This window comes from Capnocytophaga sp. oral taxon 332 str. F0381 (genome assembly GCF_000318275.2).
In the GTDB taxonomy this organism is placed as follows: domain Bacteria; phylum Bacteroidota; class Bacteroidia; order Flavobacteriales; family Flavobacteriaceae; genus Capnocytophaga; species Capnocytophaga bilenii.
Genome location: NZ_KB291330.1, coordinates 82,101 through 95,312, shown reverse-complemented (window position 1 = coordinate 95,312; position 13,212 = coordinate 82,101). Strand labels below are relative to the sequence as shown.

The following is a 13,212-nucleotide window of genomic DNA, read 5'->3' as shown; positions in this document are numbered from 1 at the left end:
CAAACTCTGAAAGTTTGCCAAAGTGTGTGGTGTATTGTAATATAAGAAAGAGATTGCCTTCGGGTGGTCTCTTTTTTTTGTGTTTTTTGGACAGGGTTGTAGCATAGTGGAACAGGGTTGTAACAGGGTGGAACAACTTTTTGCGGGGCTTGAATTTTCGCCGCACCTTTGCAGCGTAAAACAAAAACAAGAACATTGATCAGTGGAAAAAAAAGATTGGGTTTTACAAAAAAGAAAATATTGTGTAACTTTTAAAACTTAAAAAAATGGCAGAAAGTAAAAACAACATCGTAATCGCTGGCTTGAGCGGACAAGTAGCTAAATTGCTTGTATTCAGGCAAGTGAATGGCAGAACTATCGTTGCCAAATACCCTAACAGAAAAAGTGGGTTCACTGAAAAACAAAAAAATCATCACGACAAATTTGCCAAAGGGGCGCTCTACGCTAAAACTGCTATGGAAAATAGCTCGCTTAAGAAGTTCTACTCGGAAGAGGCGGCAAAACGTACGGGGGTAAGTGCTCGCAATATGGCTTTGGCTGACTTTTTGAGCGCTCCTGTTATTGACAGCATTGACACTTCGGCTTATAAGGGTGCGGGCTCGGACGAGAAAATCGTTGTAATGGTGCACGACTTTATGAAAGTGGTGAGCGTGAAGGTGAAAATTACGGGAAGTAATGATGCCTTAATAGAAGAAGGGGCTGCTACCCAAAAAGAAGGACAATGGGTGTACACTACTTCGAGCGCTAACAGTACGCTTTCGGGTACCAAAATAACGGTAACGGCTACTGACCGCCCTGGTAATGTGTCTACTAAGGAAGTAACTCTTTAGTCGTTGTTCATTAGTCTTCAGTCGTTGGCATAGAGTTGCTTGTTGGCGGCTGAAGACTAACTTATTAATTACGAACCACTAAAAACTGAGGAACTTATATGGAATTACTAAAAGAACATCTGCTGTCGTTTGTGGGGCTTGTACTATCGGGATTGGCTGGTTGGCTTTTTGGCAGACCTAAACAACGATTGGAATTGCAGGGTAGTGAATTGGATAATGTGGATAAGGCTATCCATATTTATCGGGAAATGATAGAAGACCTTTCGGCTAAATATGCTAAAGCTATTGCTGACCTGAATGAGGCTAACGAACGCATCAAAGAGCTTGAAAGGGTGATTAGGGGATTGATGAATCAGAAAAACTAATGATTATGAGATTGATAGAACGGGAATTTGTTGCTAAATATAAGGATTTCGCGCTGGAGACGGAGCAAAAAACGGGGATTTCGCATCTTTTTACCTTGGGACAGGCGTCATTGGAAAGTGGATGGGGATTGCACGCTCCTAATAATATGTTTTTTGGTATAAAAGCTGACAGAAATTGCCAAGAGGAGCTTCGGCAGCTGCTGGTTACTACTGAGGTGTTGTCTGTGCCTCCTCGTATGGGTGATTTTCCTGAAATCATAAGTGTACGGAGGCGCGGCGATGGGAAATACAATTGTACGGTAAAGGATTGGTTTAGAAAATATAAGTCGGCGGAGGAGTGTTTTACAGACCACGCTATGTTTTTCTTTCGCTATAAACGTTATGCCCAAGCACTTTTGGTAAGGGACGACCCATACAAATTTGCTGATGCGATTGCGGCAGCGGGCTATGCTACTGACCCTCATTACGCTGAGGTGCTTAAAAAGAGAATTGCTATAATTGATGAAAAACAATGATGAAAAGGGGTATTTTATTGATGGGCTTGTTGGCGCTGCTATCGTGCAGGGCTAAAAAGGAGGTGCAACAAATGGCTGTAACGGCTGAAGCACAAACGTTAGTAGACAGTATGTCGTGGGGTGGGCTAAAAACACAACTGCAGGAGGTGGAGGCTATAGGGCGCGAAATAGATGAAGTGTGGGTGGAGCTGTCGGCTTGGGACGATGGCACTAAAAAACGTGGTCTAAAGATTAGGCGTGAGCGGAATTTGCAAAACTACAGGGCACTACAGAGGCAAGTTGCTGAAAAAGAAAGTGGGCAACGACTTTTTGGGAAAGCTCATCGGGTGGCTTATAAACATCAGCAAAAGTCTGCTACAGGGGGCGGCTGGTGGAAGCGACAGGGCTGGTGGCTGGCGTTAGTGGCGGTTGCTCTATTTATTATGATTAAAAAAAAGTAGTGTTGCGAGTGTGATTATTTGTATTTTTTTAAGTACTTTTGCGGTGGGTTGCTGAACAACTGCCTTGTTGTAAGGTTAGCCCTATTGTACAATTTTTTTGACTATTGAATTACATTAATGATAACTTATAAACTATTATGAAAATGGAGGCGCATAAAGAAGAATGTTGTTGTGAACATCATCATCACGAGCACGAGCATCACCACGAGCACGAACACGGGCATCACCATCATCACGTGGTTGATTTTGAGAGTTTGAATCGGGCTTTTTACATAGGTATTGGACTTAACTTATTGTATACTTTTATAGAATATGCGGTGGGGTATAGAATAAACTCGCTGGCATTGCTTTCGGATGCTACCCATAACTTGAGTGATGTGGCGAGTTTGTTTATTTCGCTTATAGGAATGAAGCTGTCGCAAAAGGCTGCTACTCAGCTTTATACTTATGGCTATAAAAAATCGTCAATACTTGCTTCGCTCATCAATGCGCTGCTGCTGATGTATATCGTAGTAAGAATATGTATTGAGGCTTGTGAGCGGCTGGCAAATCCGCCAGAAATGGTGGGTAGTGCGATTATGATTACTGCTTTTATAGGGGTGATAATAAATGCGGCTTCGGCATTTCTATTTTACAAGGGTCAGCATAATGATATCAACATCAAAGGGGCTTTTTTGCATTTGATGGTAGATGCTTTGGTATCGGTGGGTGTGATCGTATCGGGGGCAATAGTGTATTTTACGGGTTGGCATATTGCAGACCCTATCAGTAGCTTTATAGTGGCAATCGTGATTTTGGTATCTACTTGGGGTTTGCTAAAAGAGAGTATGAAGTTGATTTTGGACGGGGTGCCTTCGGGGATTGATAGTGAGGAGATAAAACGCTGCCTAGAGTCGCACCCTATGGTGCAGGCGGTGCATCACATTCACATTTGGGCTTTGAGTAGTGACAAGAATGCTTTGACGGCTCATATCGTACTGAAAGAGTGTGTGAATACGCGTGCTTTTATGGAAATAAAACACGAACTGAAGCATAGATTGTTGGAATTGCACATAGCGCATACGACACTTGAAATAGATGCTCCTGACTGCCATTGTGAGGAAGAAAAGTGTGAATGACAAATAAAAAATGAAAAATTTAATACTATAAAATTATGACCTCTTCATATAACAAAATATTTGAGAACAATCGGGAATGGATACGCAGGCGTAAGGCTGAAGACCCTCATTTTTTTGAAAAATTGGCGCGCACTCACAATCCTGACTATTTATACATAGGTTGCTCCGACAGTAGGGTGGCAGCGGAAGAGTTGATGGGCTTGGAACCTGGTGATGCTTTTGTGCATCGCAACGTGGGGAACGTGATAAATGGGTTGGATATGAACTCGACTGCCGTGATACAATACGCGGTGCTGCACCTGAAGGTGAAACATATAGTGGTGTGTGGGCACTATGATTGCGGAGGTGTGAAAGCGGCGATGCAGGCTAAAGACTACGGGCTGCTGAACCCTTGGCTTCGGACAATACGAGACGTGTATAGACTACACCAAGAGGAATTGGACGCTATTGCAGATAACGAGGAACGTTATCGGCGCTTAGTGGAACTAAACGTGCAAGAACAGTGTGTAAACATCATAAAAATGGCAGTGGTGCAGGAAAGTTACTTAGCAAACCGCTCGGTGCGGGTGCACGGCTGGGTATTTGATATAAAAACAGGCGAACTGAAGGACTTGCACATAGATTTTGAGGGTATTTTGAGCAAAATACAGAAGATATATAACCTATCGGACGAGGAATGGGTGTTATATAAGTCTTAAAAGTTGGGATTTTGTACTAAAATAATGAAATAAGACGATGAGCTGGTGGAAATTGGCTCATCGTCTTATTAATAAATAGGGGATTTATTGATTTGCTTGCTTTCTAATTAATATTGGAAATCATTGAAAAATAAGGGATTGTTAAAATTAAATATATTTTTTTGAAAAAAAGTTTGGTGTATGTCAAAAAATTATATTAATTTTACGGCGAATTTAATTGACTTACCATAAAGCCACTTACGTAGACTTTTCCGTTAAGCCCAAAATTACCTGATTATGAAAGACCCATTATTAACCCCATACCGTCATATTATTGACGGGCGCTATGCGCATTACCAGAGTGTTGCGAAAACAATGCAAGGAGATGCGGCGTGCTTATCGGATAATTGCAACTCGCACTTGTACTACGGGTTGCATTTTGATGGGCGAGAATGGGTGTTGCGCGAATGGGCTCCTAATGCCACTGCCATTTACCTTCTGACTGACGGCAATGACTGGCAAAAAAATAATCACTACGCTTTTAAAAAACTTAATTCTCAAGACTGGGAATTGCGCCTTGCTAAAGAGGTGTTACAACACAACCAATTGTACAAACTGTTAGTGGAATGGGACGGCGGTGCTGCCGAGCGTATTCCTTCACACACTATTCGTGCTGTGCAAGATGATTACACAAAAGTGTTCAGTGCGCAAGTGTGGTTGCCGCCTTACCCTTACAAATGGCGGAATAAACGCCCTATACCTGAAGCACATCCGCTAATATATGAAGCACACATAGGGATGAGCACAGAACACCAACGGGTGAGTACATTTATAGAATTTAGGCTGTATGTGTTGCCTCGCATTGCTGCTTTGGGATACAATACGATACAGCTGATGGCGATACAGGAACACCCCTACTACGGGTCGTTTGGCTACCAAGTGGCTAACTTTTTTGCGGTAAGCTCACGATTTGGTACGCCTGAAGAACTAAAGGAGCTGATAGATGCTGCTCACGGCTTGGGTATCTGTGTGATTCTTGATTTAGTACACTCGCACTCGGTGAGTAACGAGGCTGAAGGGCTTAGTAAATTTGACGGTACGGACTATTTGTACTTTCACGGTGGGGAACGGGGACATCACCCTGCGTGGGACTCTCGCTGCTTTGACTACGGCAAACCCCAAGTACTAAATTTTTTGCTATCAAACTGCAAATATTGGCTAGAAGAATACCAATTTGATGGTTTTAGATTTGACGGGGTAACGAGTATGCTGTACTACGACCACGGACTGGGGAAGGCTTTTACCAATTATAGTTTTTACTATGACGGCAACGAAGATGATGATGCCATAGTGTATTTGACACTTGCGAACCAACTGATACACGAGATTTATCCGAAAGCGATTACAATAGCTGAAGAGATGAGTGGTATGCCGGGTTTGGCATCGCCTATAAGAACTAAAGGAATGGGCTTTGACTACAAAATGAGTATGGGCATTCCTGACTATTGGATAAAATTACTAAAAGAGGTGCCTGATGAACAATGGCACGTGGGAGATATTTACTACGAACTGACTAACAAGCGGGCTGAAGAGAAGACTATTAGCTATGCGGAAAGCCACGACCAAGCCTTAGTGGGTGATAAAACTATCTTTTTTAGGCTGACGGACAAGGAAATATACACTGGAATGGGGGTGTTTGACCAGAGCCTTATCGTAGAGCGGGCAATAGCCTTACACAAGATGATACGCCTTGTAACGATAGGCACTTGTGGGGGTGGTTACCTTACCTTTATGGGCAACGAATGGGGACACCCTGAGTGGATAGACTTTCCGCGCGAGGGTAACGGCTGGAGCTATAGCCACGCACGGCGCTTGTGGAGTCTTGTAGATAATCCTGACTTGAAATTTAAGCACTTGAATGCTTTTGACAAGGCGATGATACACTTGGTAAGAAAAACGGGGATGCTAAATTATGAGCCACAGGTGCTGGTGCGAGATATTGAGCGGCAACTATTGGCTTTTGAGCGAGGAGGGTACTTATTTGTATTCAACTTTAGCGGTAGCAACTCGTATAGCGACTACCAATTTGAGGTGCGCCCAGGGAAATATACCATTGCCCTGAATAGTGATAACCCTACTTATGGTGGTTTGAACCGATTGGAAGAAAATACAGAACATTTCACACAATATAAAGAAGGGAAAAATCTCATATCAATATATATCCCCTCACGCGTAGGAATGGTGTTGAAATGGCAGGAGTAAAAAAGAAACTTCGCCGTGGGGGGTATTTTTATAAGAACGGATATAATGAAGATGTAATAAACGAACCAATAACTAAAGTATCTATTTATGAGTTATTTATCATTTAAAAAAGACCAGCTTATCAACCTTGAATACTCACTGAACAAGGAGTTTTTGGGTACGAATAGGGGTGGGGGTTATTGTTCCTCAACTCTTGTGTTTTGTAACACGCGTAAATATCACGGGCTACTAGTAGTGCCACTTGAGAATTTTATGGGTGAGAATTATGTAATGCTTTCGTCATTGGACGAGACTATTATACAACACGGGAGAGAGTTTAACTTTGGGGTGCATAAATATGAAGGTGTGTATGAGCCACGAGGGCATAAATATATAGTAGATATTTCATACGAAAAGGCTTTTACGGTAACCTACCAAGTGGGGGGCGTATTGCTAAAGAAAGAAATACTAATGATGCACCACGCTCCGCAGGTATTGATTCGGTACACTCTATTGGAGGCGCATTCGGCTACTAAATTGCGATTGAACCCGCTGTTGGCATTTAGAGAAATACATTCGCTAAGCAAAGCTAACGATGCGGCAAATACTGAAGCTGAAGCGATAAAAGGTGGGGTACGCGTAAAACTATACGCTGCACTTCCGCACTTATACTTACAGACGAGTAAAAAGGTAGATTTTGTAAATCAGGCGTATTGGAATTACAATGTTTATTACACCAAAGAAAAAGAGCGTGGTTATGACTACCAAGAGGATTTGCTAAGCGTAGGCTACTTTGAAATGAGCTTGAAAAAAGGTGAAAGCATCGTGTTTTCGGCAAGCTTGGAAGAGGCTGATAGTAGCAAATTGGCGAAAGATTTTGAGAAATACCAAAAAGAACGCCAAGAGCGCAACACGGCAGAAGAGTGCTTGCGATATAGTGCTTCGCAGTTTTTAGTAAATAAAGCGGGTGAAACGCGCATCAAAGCGGGGTACCATTGGTATAAATTTAATACTCGCGATACTTTTATAGCTTTACCAGGGATTGCACTATCGGGGAAAACGGATAAGATTTTCAGTGAGGTTATTACTTCGGCTCTTAAATATTTTTACAATGGGCTTTTTGCACGACAAATCAGCACGCACGTGAGCAATCCTGTATTTGATGCGGATACTTCACTTTGGTTTTTCTGGACTTTGCAGCAATACGAAAAAGAGGCTGGCAAGAACAAAAAGCAATTGTGGAAGGAATACGGTGAGGTGCTAAAGGCTATACTTGAGGCTTACCGCAAGGGTACGCACAAAACGATGCGAATGGATAGCAATAGCTTGCTATGGACAGATGATGTTACCCGCCCACTAACTTGGTTTGACGCTGAGGGTAATTACGGGGCTATTGTGCCTCGCAATGGTTATGTAGTGGAGGTGAATGCGCTGTGGTACAACGCTGTATGTTATGCTGTAGCAATGGCTGAAGCGTCTAAAGACAAGGCGTTTTTGGCTGAATGGGCTACCGTAGGGGCACAAATTGCTGATAGCTTTAACAATGTATTTTGGATAGAGGGCAAGGATTATCTTGCTGACTATGCGAACTTTACTTACCAAAATACGGATGTGCGCCCTAATCAATTATTTGCTTGTGCGCTAGACTATTCGCCCCTAAACGAAAAGAGACAACACAAGGTACTGACTATCATTAAGCAGGAATTGCTTACGCCACGTGGGTTGCGCAGCTTGTCGCCTAACCACCCGCGTTATGAAAGCGAGAGTGTGGGCAATGTGATTGCGCGAGATAAGGCTACCTTTAATGGTGCTGCACACCCTTGGCTTATTAGTTTTTATATAGAGGCGAGCTTGAAACTATACGGCAAGGCTTATATAGCGGATGCTGATGTTATTTTGGAGGACTTTGAAGATGAGCTGAACGCACACGGAGTGAGTTGTATTTCGGCGATTTACGATGGTAACCCACCTTTCCAATCGCGGGGATGCATATCGAAGGCGAAGAATGTGGCTGAAATATTGCGCTGCGAGTGGCTATTGGAAAAAGCAAAAGGGGAAAAATAAGGAGTTTTAGTAATAGTTTAAAACTGTTAATTATATGAAGAATGTGAGAGTATTAATGTTTGGGTGGGAGTTTCCGCCACACATCAGTGGTGGTCTTGGCACGGCGTGCTTGGGGATAGCCCAAGGTCTTGCCAAAAATGATGTAGAAGTACTATTTGTAATGCCAAAAGCCAGTGGTGATGAAGATGCGAGCGCGGCGAAAATTATCAATGCGAGTGATGTGGAGATGCTACAAAATACCGAGAAGATTGAGGATTTTTGGAAACATATCAACTTTATGGAGATAGGCTCTAACTTGGTGCCTTATCTTGACCCAGAGACTTTTGCGCGTGAGCGTGATGCTTACCTAAAAGCGGGTGAAAACAGGGAACGCATATCGTACCACAACAAGTTTCAGTTTTCGGGTAAATACGGTGCTAACTTGATGGAAGAGGTATACCGCTATGCTTTGGTGGCGGGTACTGTGGCTAAGAATTACGATTTTGATGTGATTCACGCTCACGATTGGCTGACTTATAGCGCAGGGATGATTGCTAAACAGCTATCGGGCAAACCGCTGATAGTGCACGTGCACGCTACTGAATATGACCGCGGTGGGGAATATAACCGCAACACTTTGGTATACGACATTGAAAAGCGGGGTATGGAGGCTGCCGATGTGGTGGTAACGGTAAGTAACTGGACTCGTAATATAGTAATAGAAAAATATGGCATTGCTCCTGAAAAGGTGATAACAGTGCACAATGCGGTGGACTTTAAGACTGATACAGAGGAAAAAGAGGAACGCGGCATTAAGGATAAGATAGTAACTTTCTTGGGACGTATTACCTTGCAAAAGGGTCCTGAATATTTTGTGGAAGCTGCTGCGAAAGTACTAAAACGCGTGCCTAATGTGCGCTTTGTGATGGCTGGTAGCGGTGAAAAGATGAACCCTTTGGTGCGCCGTGTGGCACAATTGGGCTTGGGCACGAGGTTTCACTTTACGGGCTTTTTGCGCGGAAATGATGTGCAACGAATGTTTAGATATAGCGATGTGTATGTGATGCCATCGGTATCGGAGCCTTTTGGGATATCGCCATTGGAGGCTATGCGCTCGGGGGTTCCTACTATTATATCGAAACAATCGGGGGTAGCGGAGGTATTGGATCACGCAATAAAAGTGGATTATTGGGATATAGATGCGCTTGCTGACGCTATTTATGGGGTACTGACTTACCCTGCCTTATCTAATCATATGCAACGTGAGGGTTATAACGAAGTGAATGAACTTAAATGGGAAAAAGCCTCACTGAAACTTAAACAAATTTATCAATCAATCACACAAAAAGAAGAACTATGAAAAAGTCGATTTGCATTTATTTTCAAATTCACCATCCTGAACGCCTTAGAAAGTATCAATTTTTTGACATAGGTAAGAAACATAATTATTTTGACAACTATATGAACCGTTCTGAGCTTGAAGATCTTGCTGAGAATTGTTATTTGCCAGCTAATGGGTTGCTGCTAGAGCTGATAAAGAAATATGAAGGGAAGTTTAAAGTAGCTTTTTCGATTTCGGGCTCGGCAATAGACCAATTTGAGATGCATACGCCAGAGGTGTTGCGCAGCTTTAAGGAATTGGCAGACACGGGTAATGTAGAGTTTTTGGCTGAGACGTATTCGCATTCATTGGCTTCATTATCGGAAGATACTGATGAGTTTGAACAACAAGTAAAACGCCACGCTACGGCTATAAAACAACTCTTTGGGAAGAAACCTGTTACCTTCAGAAATACATCGCTTATATACTCGGATAAGATAGGTGAGCGTGTGGCGAAATTGGGCTTTAAGACTATGCTTACTGATGGTGCAAAACACGTACTTGGGTGGAAGAGTCCGAATTTTGTATATAAAAACGCAATAGACGACAGCTTGAGCTTGCTGCTTAAGAATAGTAAATTGAGTGATGATATAGCGATTCGTTTTTCGGATAAAAATTGGAGTGAATATCCTCTTACTTCGGAGAAATATGCACATTGGGTATCGGAGAGCTTGAAGGAGACTGATGTGCTGAACTTGTTTATGAACTACGAGGTAATAGGGCATTACCAACGCAAAGAGAGTGGTATATTTGAATTTTTGCGTTATTTTATAGCGCATATAATGGAAGATAGTGCTAATTATCAGTTTTTATTACCTAAAGAGGTAGCGAAGAAATATCCTGCGAAAGATATTTTGCCTGTTCCTTACCCTATATCGTGGACTGATGAGGAGCGTGATATTACTTCGTGGATGGGTAACGAATTGCAAAAAGAGGCTTTCAGCGAGCTTTTTAAAGTTCAGCCTTTGGTGAGGAAATTGAAGGATGCGGACTTGATAGACGATTATAGTAGGTTGCAAGCAAGTGAACATTTTTACTTTATGCGTACGAAACTATTTTCGGGGGCTGATTACCATAAGTATGTACTTCCGTATGACTCTCCTTATGAGGCTTTTATCAATTATATGAACGTATTGAGCGATTTTATTGATAGGGTAAAGCATTATAAGGAAGCCTCGAAATAAGGAACTTAATAACGTATTTAATAATTAAAAAAAACAGACAAAATGAAATTAGAGAATCAAAAACTTGTGAAAGAGAATCTCCGTGAGGAGATTGTCTTGGATGATGTGGGGGAAATGTCTGGAGTGGGTAGAACTGTGGGCACCCATAGTAATGCGACAGAGAGAAATAAGACTCACTTGAGCAGTGAGGAGTTTCTGTATGCGAAAACAATGGAAAAGAAGCAGCCTCATAGTAAGGATGAAGAGGAGCTAATGAACAATCAGATCTATTTGCCTTAATATCAAGTAGGAAGGATTAAAAAAAGGGACTGCTAACGATTTTTCTTTTCGTTAGCAGTACTTTTTTGGTAATACTTTCTTATCTTTGCACCTCAAAAAAAACAAAAAAATAATAATTACTATGGGTATTTTTGATAAGCGAGAGAACTACAAACCCTTTGAATATCCAGAGGTTATGGAGTTTGTAAACGCTATGCACCAGTCGTTTTGGGTGCACTCGGAGGTGGAATTCACTGCCGACATTCAGGACTTTAAGTCAAATCTTAGTTTTAGTGAGCAGGAAGCGGTAAAGCGAGCTTTATTGGGTATTGCTCAGGTAGAGGTATCGGTAAAGACATTTTGGGGTGATCTTTACGATTTGTTTCCTAAGCCTGAATTTAATGGTTTGGGGGCTACTTTTGCTGAATGTGAATTTCGCCATAGCGAGGCTTATGCGCGCTTGTTGGAGGTATTGGGCTACAACAATGAGTTTGAGAACTTATTAGAAGTGCCTGTATTTAAAGAACGCAGTGGGGTGCTGAAGGAGTATCTTGCTAAAAACCGCGAGAATGCTATGGAGCGTATTTTATTCTTTACGCTTATCATAGAAAATGCATCTCTTTTTAGTCAGTTTGCTACTATATTGTCATTTACGCGTTTCAAGGGGTATTTGAAGAATGTGGCGAATATTATTGCTTGGACATCGATAGATGAGCAACTTCACGCTAATGCGGGTATTTATATACTGAAAAAGATTTTTGAAGAAAAGCCAGAAATGAAGGCTAAGGCAGAAAAAGATGCTACAGAGTTTATCAGGAACTACATTTTGTTGGAAGATAAGATGCTTGATTGGATTTTTGAACAAGGGGAGTTGGATTTCTTTAGCAAAAAGGACTTGTCAAACTATATGCGTTACCGCTTAGATGATTCGCTTACCCAGTTGGGATTGGGCAAGCCTTTTAACATCAGTGCTGATGAGGCTAAACCGATGCTTTGGTTTGAAGAGGAGGTTTTTAGTAATGAACTGGATGATTTTTTTGCAAAACGACCTACAGCTTATACTAAACACGATAAGAGCATCAGCGAAAATGATCTTTTCTAATTATGGATGAAGCTTTTATAAATAGATGTATTGAATTAGCATATAATGGTTTAGGCACTACCTACCCCAACCCTTTGGTAGGTAGTGTTGTTGTTTATGAGGGTAGGATTATAGGCGAGGGATGGCATCAGCGCTCTGGCGAGGGACACGCTGAGGTGCGCGCCATAGCTTCGGTAAAAGAAAAAAACTTGCTGCCTTATAGTACGCTATATGTGAATTTAGAGCCTTGTTGCCACTACGGAAAAACGCCGCCTTGTACGGAGCTTATCATTAAGCATCGCATTGGACGTGTGGTGATTGGTACTACTGATCCTTTTGCGGCTGTTGCGGGCAAGGGTATTGACCAATTGCGGGCGGCAGGGATAGCTGTAACTGTAGGTGTATGTGAAGCAGAATGCTTGGAACTAAATAAGCGCTTTTTTACCTATCACAACAAGCAACGCCCTTATATATTTTTGAAATGGGCACAGAGTAGTGATGGCTTTATAGCGCCTGCTCAGAAAGATGAAGTTGCTCCTCATTGGATTAGCTGCGCTGAAGCACGACAATACGCTCACCTGATGCGCAGTCGCGAACAGGCTATCTTGGTGGGGGTGAATACGGTGATTGCTGATAATCCTTCATTGGACACTCGTGAGTGGTATGGGCATAATCCGTTGCGCGTGATTATAGACCCTTACTTGCGTAGCCCTAAAAACTTCAAGGTATGGAATGACTTACAACCTACATTGTTTTTGGCTGACAAACAACATTGTACTTTTATAGCTGAAAAAGAGCTTAAAAATACCGAAGTAGCTTTGATAGATTTCTCGGCAGATGTTTTACCGCAGCTGTGCAAGGTGCTCTACCAAAAACAGATACAAAGTTTGATAGTAGAGGGGGGCAGCTATACCTTGCAGGAGTTTATTAAAAACGGACTATGGGATGAGGCTTATATAGCTACGGGCAAAACTGTGCTTAAAGAGGGGGTAAAAGCTCCTTATTTTTCGGAAGGCATAAAAAAAGAGGGGGCTACAAGTTATTATCAGATTTATAAAAACAACAAACAAAGAGGGTAA

13 protein-coding genes are annotated in these 13,212 nt (G+C 42.1%); all 13 read left to right on the top strand.

Annotation, left to right across the window (positions count from 1 at the left end; translation table 11 throughout):
* Positions 1-266: 266 nt before the first annotated feature.
* The 13 genes from HMPREF9075_RS09140 to ribD all read left to right on the top strand — a co-directional run bounded on the left by HMPREF9075_RS09140 (position 267) and on the right by ribD (position 13,212).
* A complete protein-coding gene (locus HMPREF9075_RS09140) occupies positions 267-830 on the top strand; it encodes a hypothetical protein (RefSeq protein WP_009416266.1) in 564 nt (187 codons plus the stop codon).
* A gap of 98 nt (positions 831-928) precedes the next feature.
* Complete coding sequence (locus HMPREF9075_RS09135) at positions 929-1,195, top strand: hypothetical protein (protein ID WP_009416265.1); 267 nt, start codon at positions 929-931, stop codon at positions 1,193-1,195.
* Positions 1,195-1,710 (top strand): glycoside hydrolase family 73 protein, encoded by a 516-nt coding sequence (locus HMPREF9075_RS09130; RefSeq protein WP_009416264.1) that lies wholly within the window; start codon positions 1,195-1,197, stop codon positions 1,708-1,710. The genes HMPREF9075_RS09135 and HMPREF9075_RS09130 overlap by 1 nt, the downstream gene beginning before the upstream one ends.
* Positions 1,707-2,150 (top strand): hypothetical protein, encoded by a 444-nt coding sequence (locus HMPREF9075_RS09125; protein ID WP_009416263.1) that lies wholly within the window; start codon positions 1,707-1,709, stop codon positions 2,148-2,150. The genes HMPREF9075_RS09130 and HMPREF9075_RS09125 overlap by 4 nt, the downstream gene beginning before the upstream one ends.
* A gap of 137 nt (positions 2,151-2,287) precedes the next feature.
* Positions 2,288-3,268 (top strand): cation diffusion facilitator family transporter, encoded by a 981-nt coding sequence (locus HMPREF9075_RS09120; RefSeq protein WP_009416262.1) that lies wholly within the window; start codon positions 2,288-2,290, stop codon positions 3,266-3,268.
* A 35-nt stretch (positions 3,269-3,303) separates the two neighbouring features.
* Complete coding sequence (locus HMPREF9075_RS09115) at positions 3,304-3,966, top strand: carbonic anhydrase (RefSeq protein ID WP_009416261.1); 663 nt, start codon at positions 3,304-3,306, stop codon at positions 3,964-3,966.
* 276 nt (positions 3,967-4,242) lie between these two features.
* Complete coding sequence (locus HMPREF9075_RS09110; protein ID WP_009416260.1) at positions 4,243-6,207, top strand: alpha amylase C-terminal domain-containing protein; 1,965 nt, start codon at positions 4,243-4,245, stop codon at positions 6,205-6,207.
* A gap of 87 nt (positions 6,208-6,294) precedes the next feature.
* Positions 6,295-8,250: a glycogen debranching enzyme N-terminal domain-containing protein gene (locus HMPREF9075_RS09105; RefSeq protein ID WP_009416258.1), complete on the top strand. Its 1,956-nt coding sequence runs from the start codon at positions 6,295-6,297 to the stop codon at positions 8,248-8,250.
* 34 nt (positions 8,251-8,284) lie between these two features.
* A complete protein-coding gene (locus tag HMPREF9075_RS09100; RefSeq protein ID WP_009416257.1) occupies positions 8,285-9,589 on the top strand; it encodes a glycosyltransferase family 4 protein in 1,305 nt (434 codons plus the stop codon).
* Positions 9,586-10,794, top strand: a complete 1,209-nt coding sequence (locus HMPREF9075_RS09095; protein WP_009416256.1) for a glycoside hydrolase family 57 protein — start codon at positions 9,586-9,588, stop codon at positions 10,792-10,794. Before HMPREF9075_RS09100 ends, HMPREF9075_RS09095 begins: the two co-directional genes overlap by 4 nt.
* 66 nt (positions 10,795-10,860) lie before the next feature.
* Positions 10,861-11,073, top strand: a complete 213-nt coding sequence (locus tag HMPREF9075_RS09090; RefSeq protein ID WP_157049245.1) for a hypothetical protein — start codon at positions 10,861-10,863, stop codon at positions 11,071-11,073.
* Between the two features lie 121 nt (positions 11,074-11,194).
* On the top strand, positions 11,195-12,154 hold the full coding sequence (locus HMPREF9075_RS09085) for a ribonucleotide-diphosphate reductase subunit beta (protein WP_009416254.1): 960 nt from the start codon (positions 11,195-11,197) through the stop codon (positions 12,152-12,154).
* A gap of 2 nt (positions 12,155-12,156) precedes the next feature.
* Complete coding sequence (gene ribD, locus HMPREF9075_RS09080; protein WP_009416253.1) at positions 12,157-13,212, top strand: bifunctional diaminohydroxyphosphoribosylaminopyrimidine deaminase/5-amino-6-(5-phosphoribosylamino)uracil reductase RibD; 1,056 nt, start codon at positions 12,157-12,159, stop codon at positions 13,210-13,212.

Excerpts from the sequence above, each read along its gene's own strand:
- HMPREF9075_RS09140 (WP_009416266.1), top strand. The coding sequence starts at position 267 with ATGGCAGAAAGTAAAAACAACATCGTAATCGCTGGCTTGAGCGGACAA.
- HMPREF9075_RS09135 (WP_009416265.1), top strand. The coding sequence starts at position 929 with ATGGAATTACTAAAAGAACATCTGCTGTCGTTTGTGGGGCTTGTACTA.
- HMPREF9075_RS09130 (WP_009416264.1), top strand. The coding sequence starts at position 1,195 with ATGATTATGAGATTGATAGAACGGGAATTTGTTGCTAAATATAAGGAT.
- HMPREF9075_RS09125 (WP_009416263.1), top strand. The coding sequence starts at position 1,707 with ATGATGAAAAGGGGTATTTTATTGATGGGCTTGTTGGCGCTGCTATCG.
- HMPREF9075_RS09120 (WP_009416262.1), top strand. The coding sequence starts at position 2,288 with ATGAAAATGGAGGCGCATAAAGAAGAATGTTGTTGTGAACATCATCAT.
- HMPREF9075_RS09115 (WP_009416261.1), top strand. The coding sequence starts at position 3,304 with ATGACCTCTTCATATAACAAAATATTTGAGAACAATCGGGAATGGATA.
- HMPREF9075_RS09110 (WP_009416260.1), top strand. The coding sequence starts at position 4,243 with ATGAAAGACCCATTATTAACCCCATACCGTCATATTATTGACGGGCGC.
- HMPREF9075_RS09105 (WP_009416258.1), top strand. The coding sequence starts at position 6,295 with ATGAGTTATTTATCATTTAAAAAAGACCAGCTTATCAACCTTGAATAC.
- HMPREF9075_RS09100 (WP_009416257.1), top strand. The coding sequence starts at position 8,285 with ATGAAGAATGTGAGAGTATTAATGTTTGGGTGGGAGTTTCCGCCACAC.
- HMPREF9075_RS09095 (WP_009416256.1), top strand. The coding sequence starts at position 9,586 with ATGAAAAAGTCGATTTGCATTTATTTTCAAATTCACCATCCTGAACGC.
- HMPREF9075_RS09085 (WP_009416254.1), top strand. The coding sequence starts at position 11,195 with ATGGGTATTTTTGATAAGCGAGAGAACTACAAACCCTTTGAATATCCA.
- ribD (WP_009416253.1), top strand. The coding sequence starts at position 12,157 with ATGGATGAAGCTTTTATAAATAGATGTATTGAATTAGCATATAATGGT.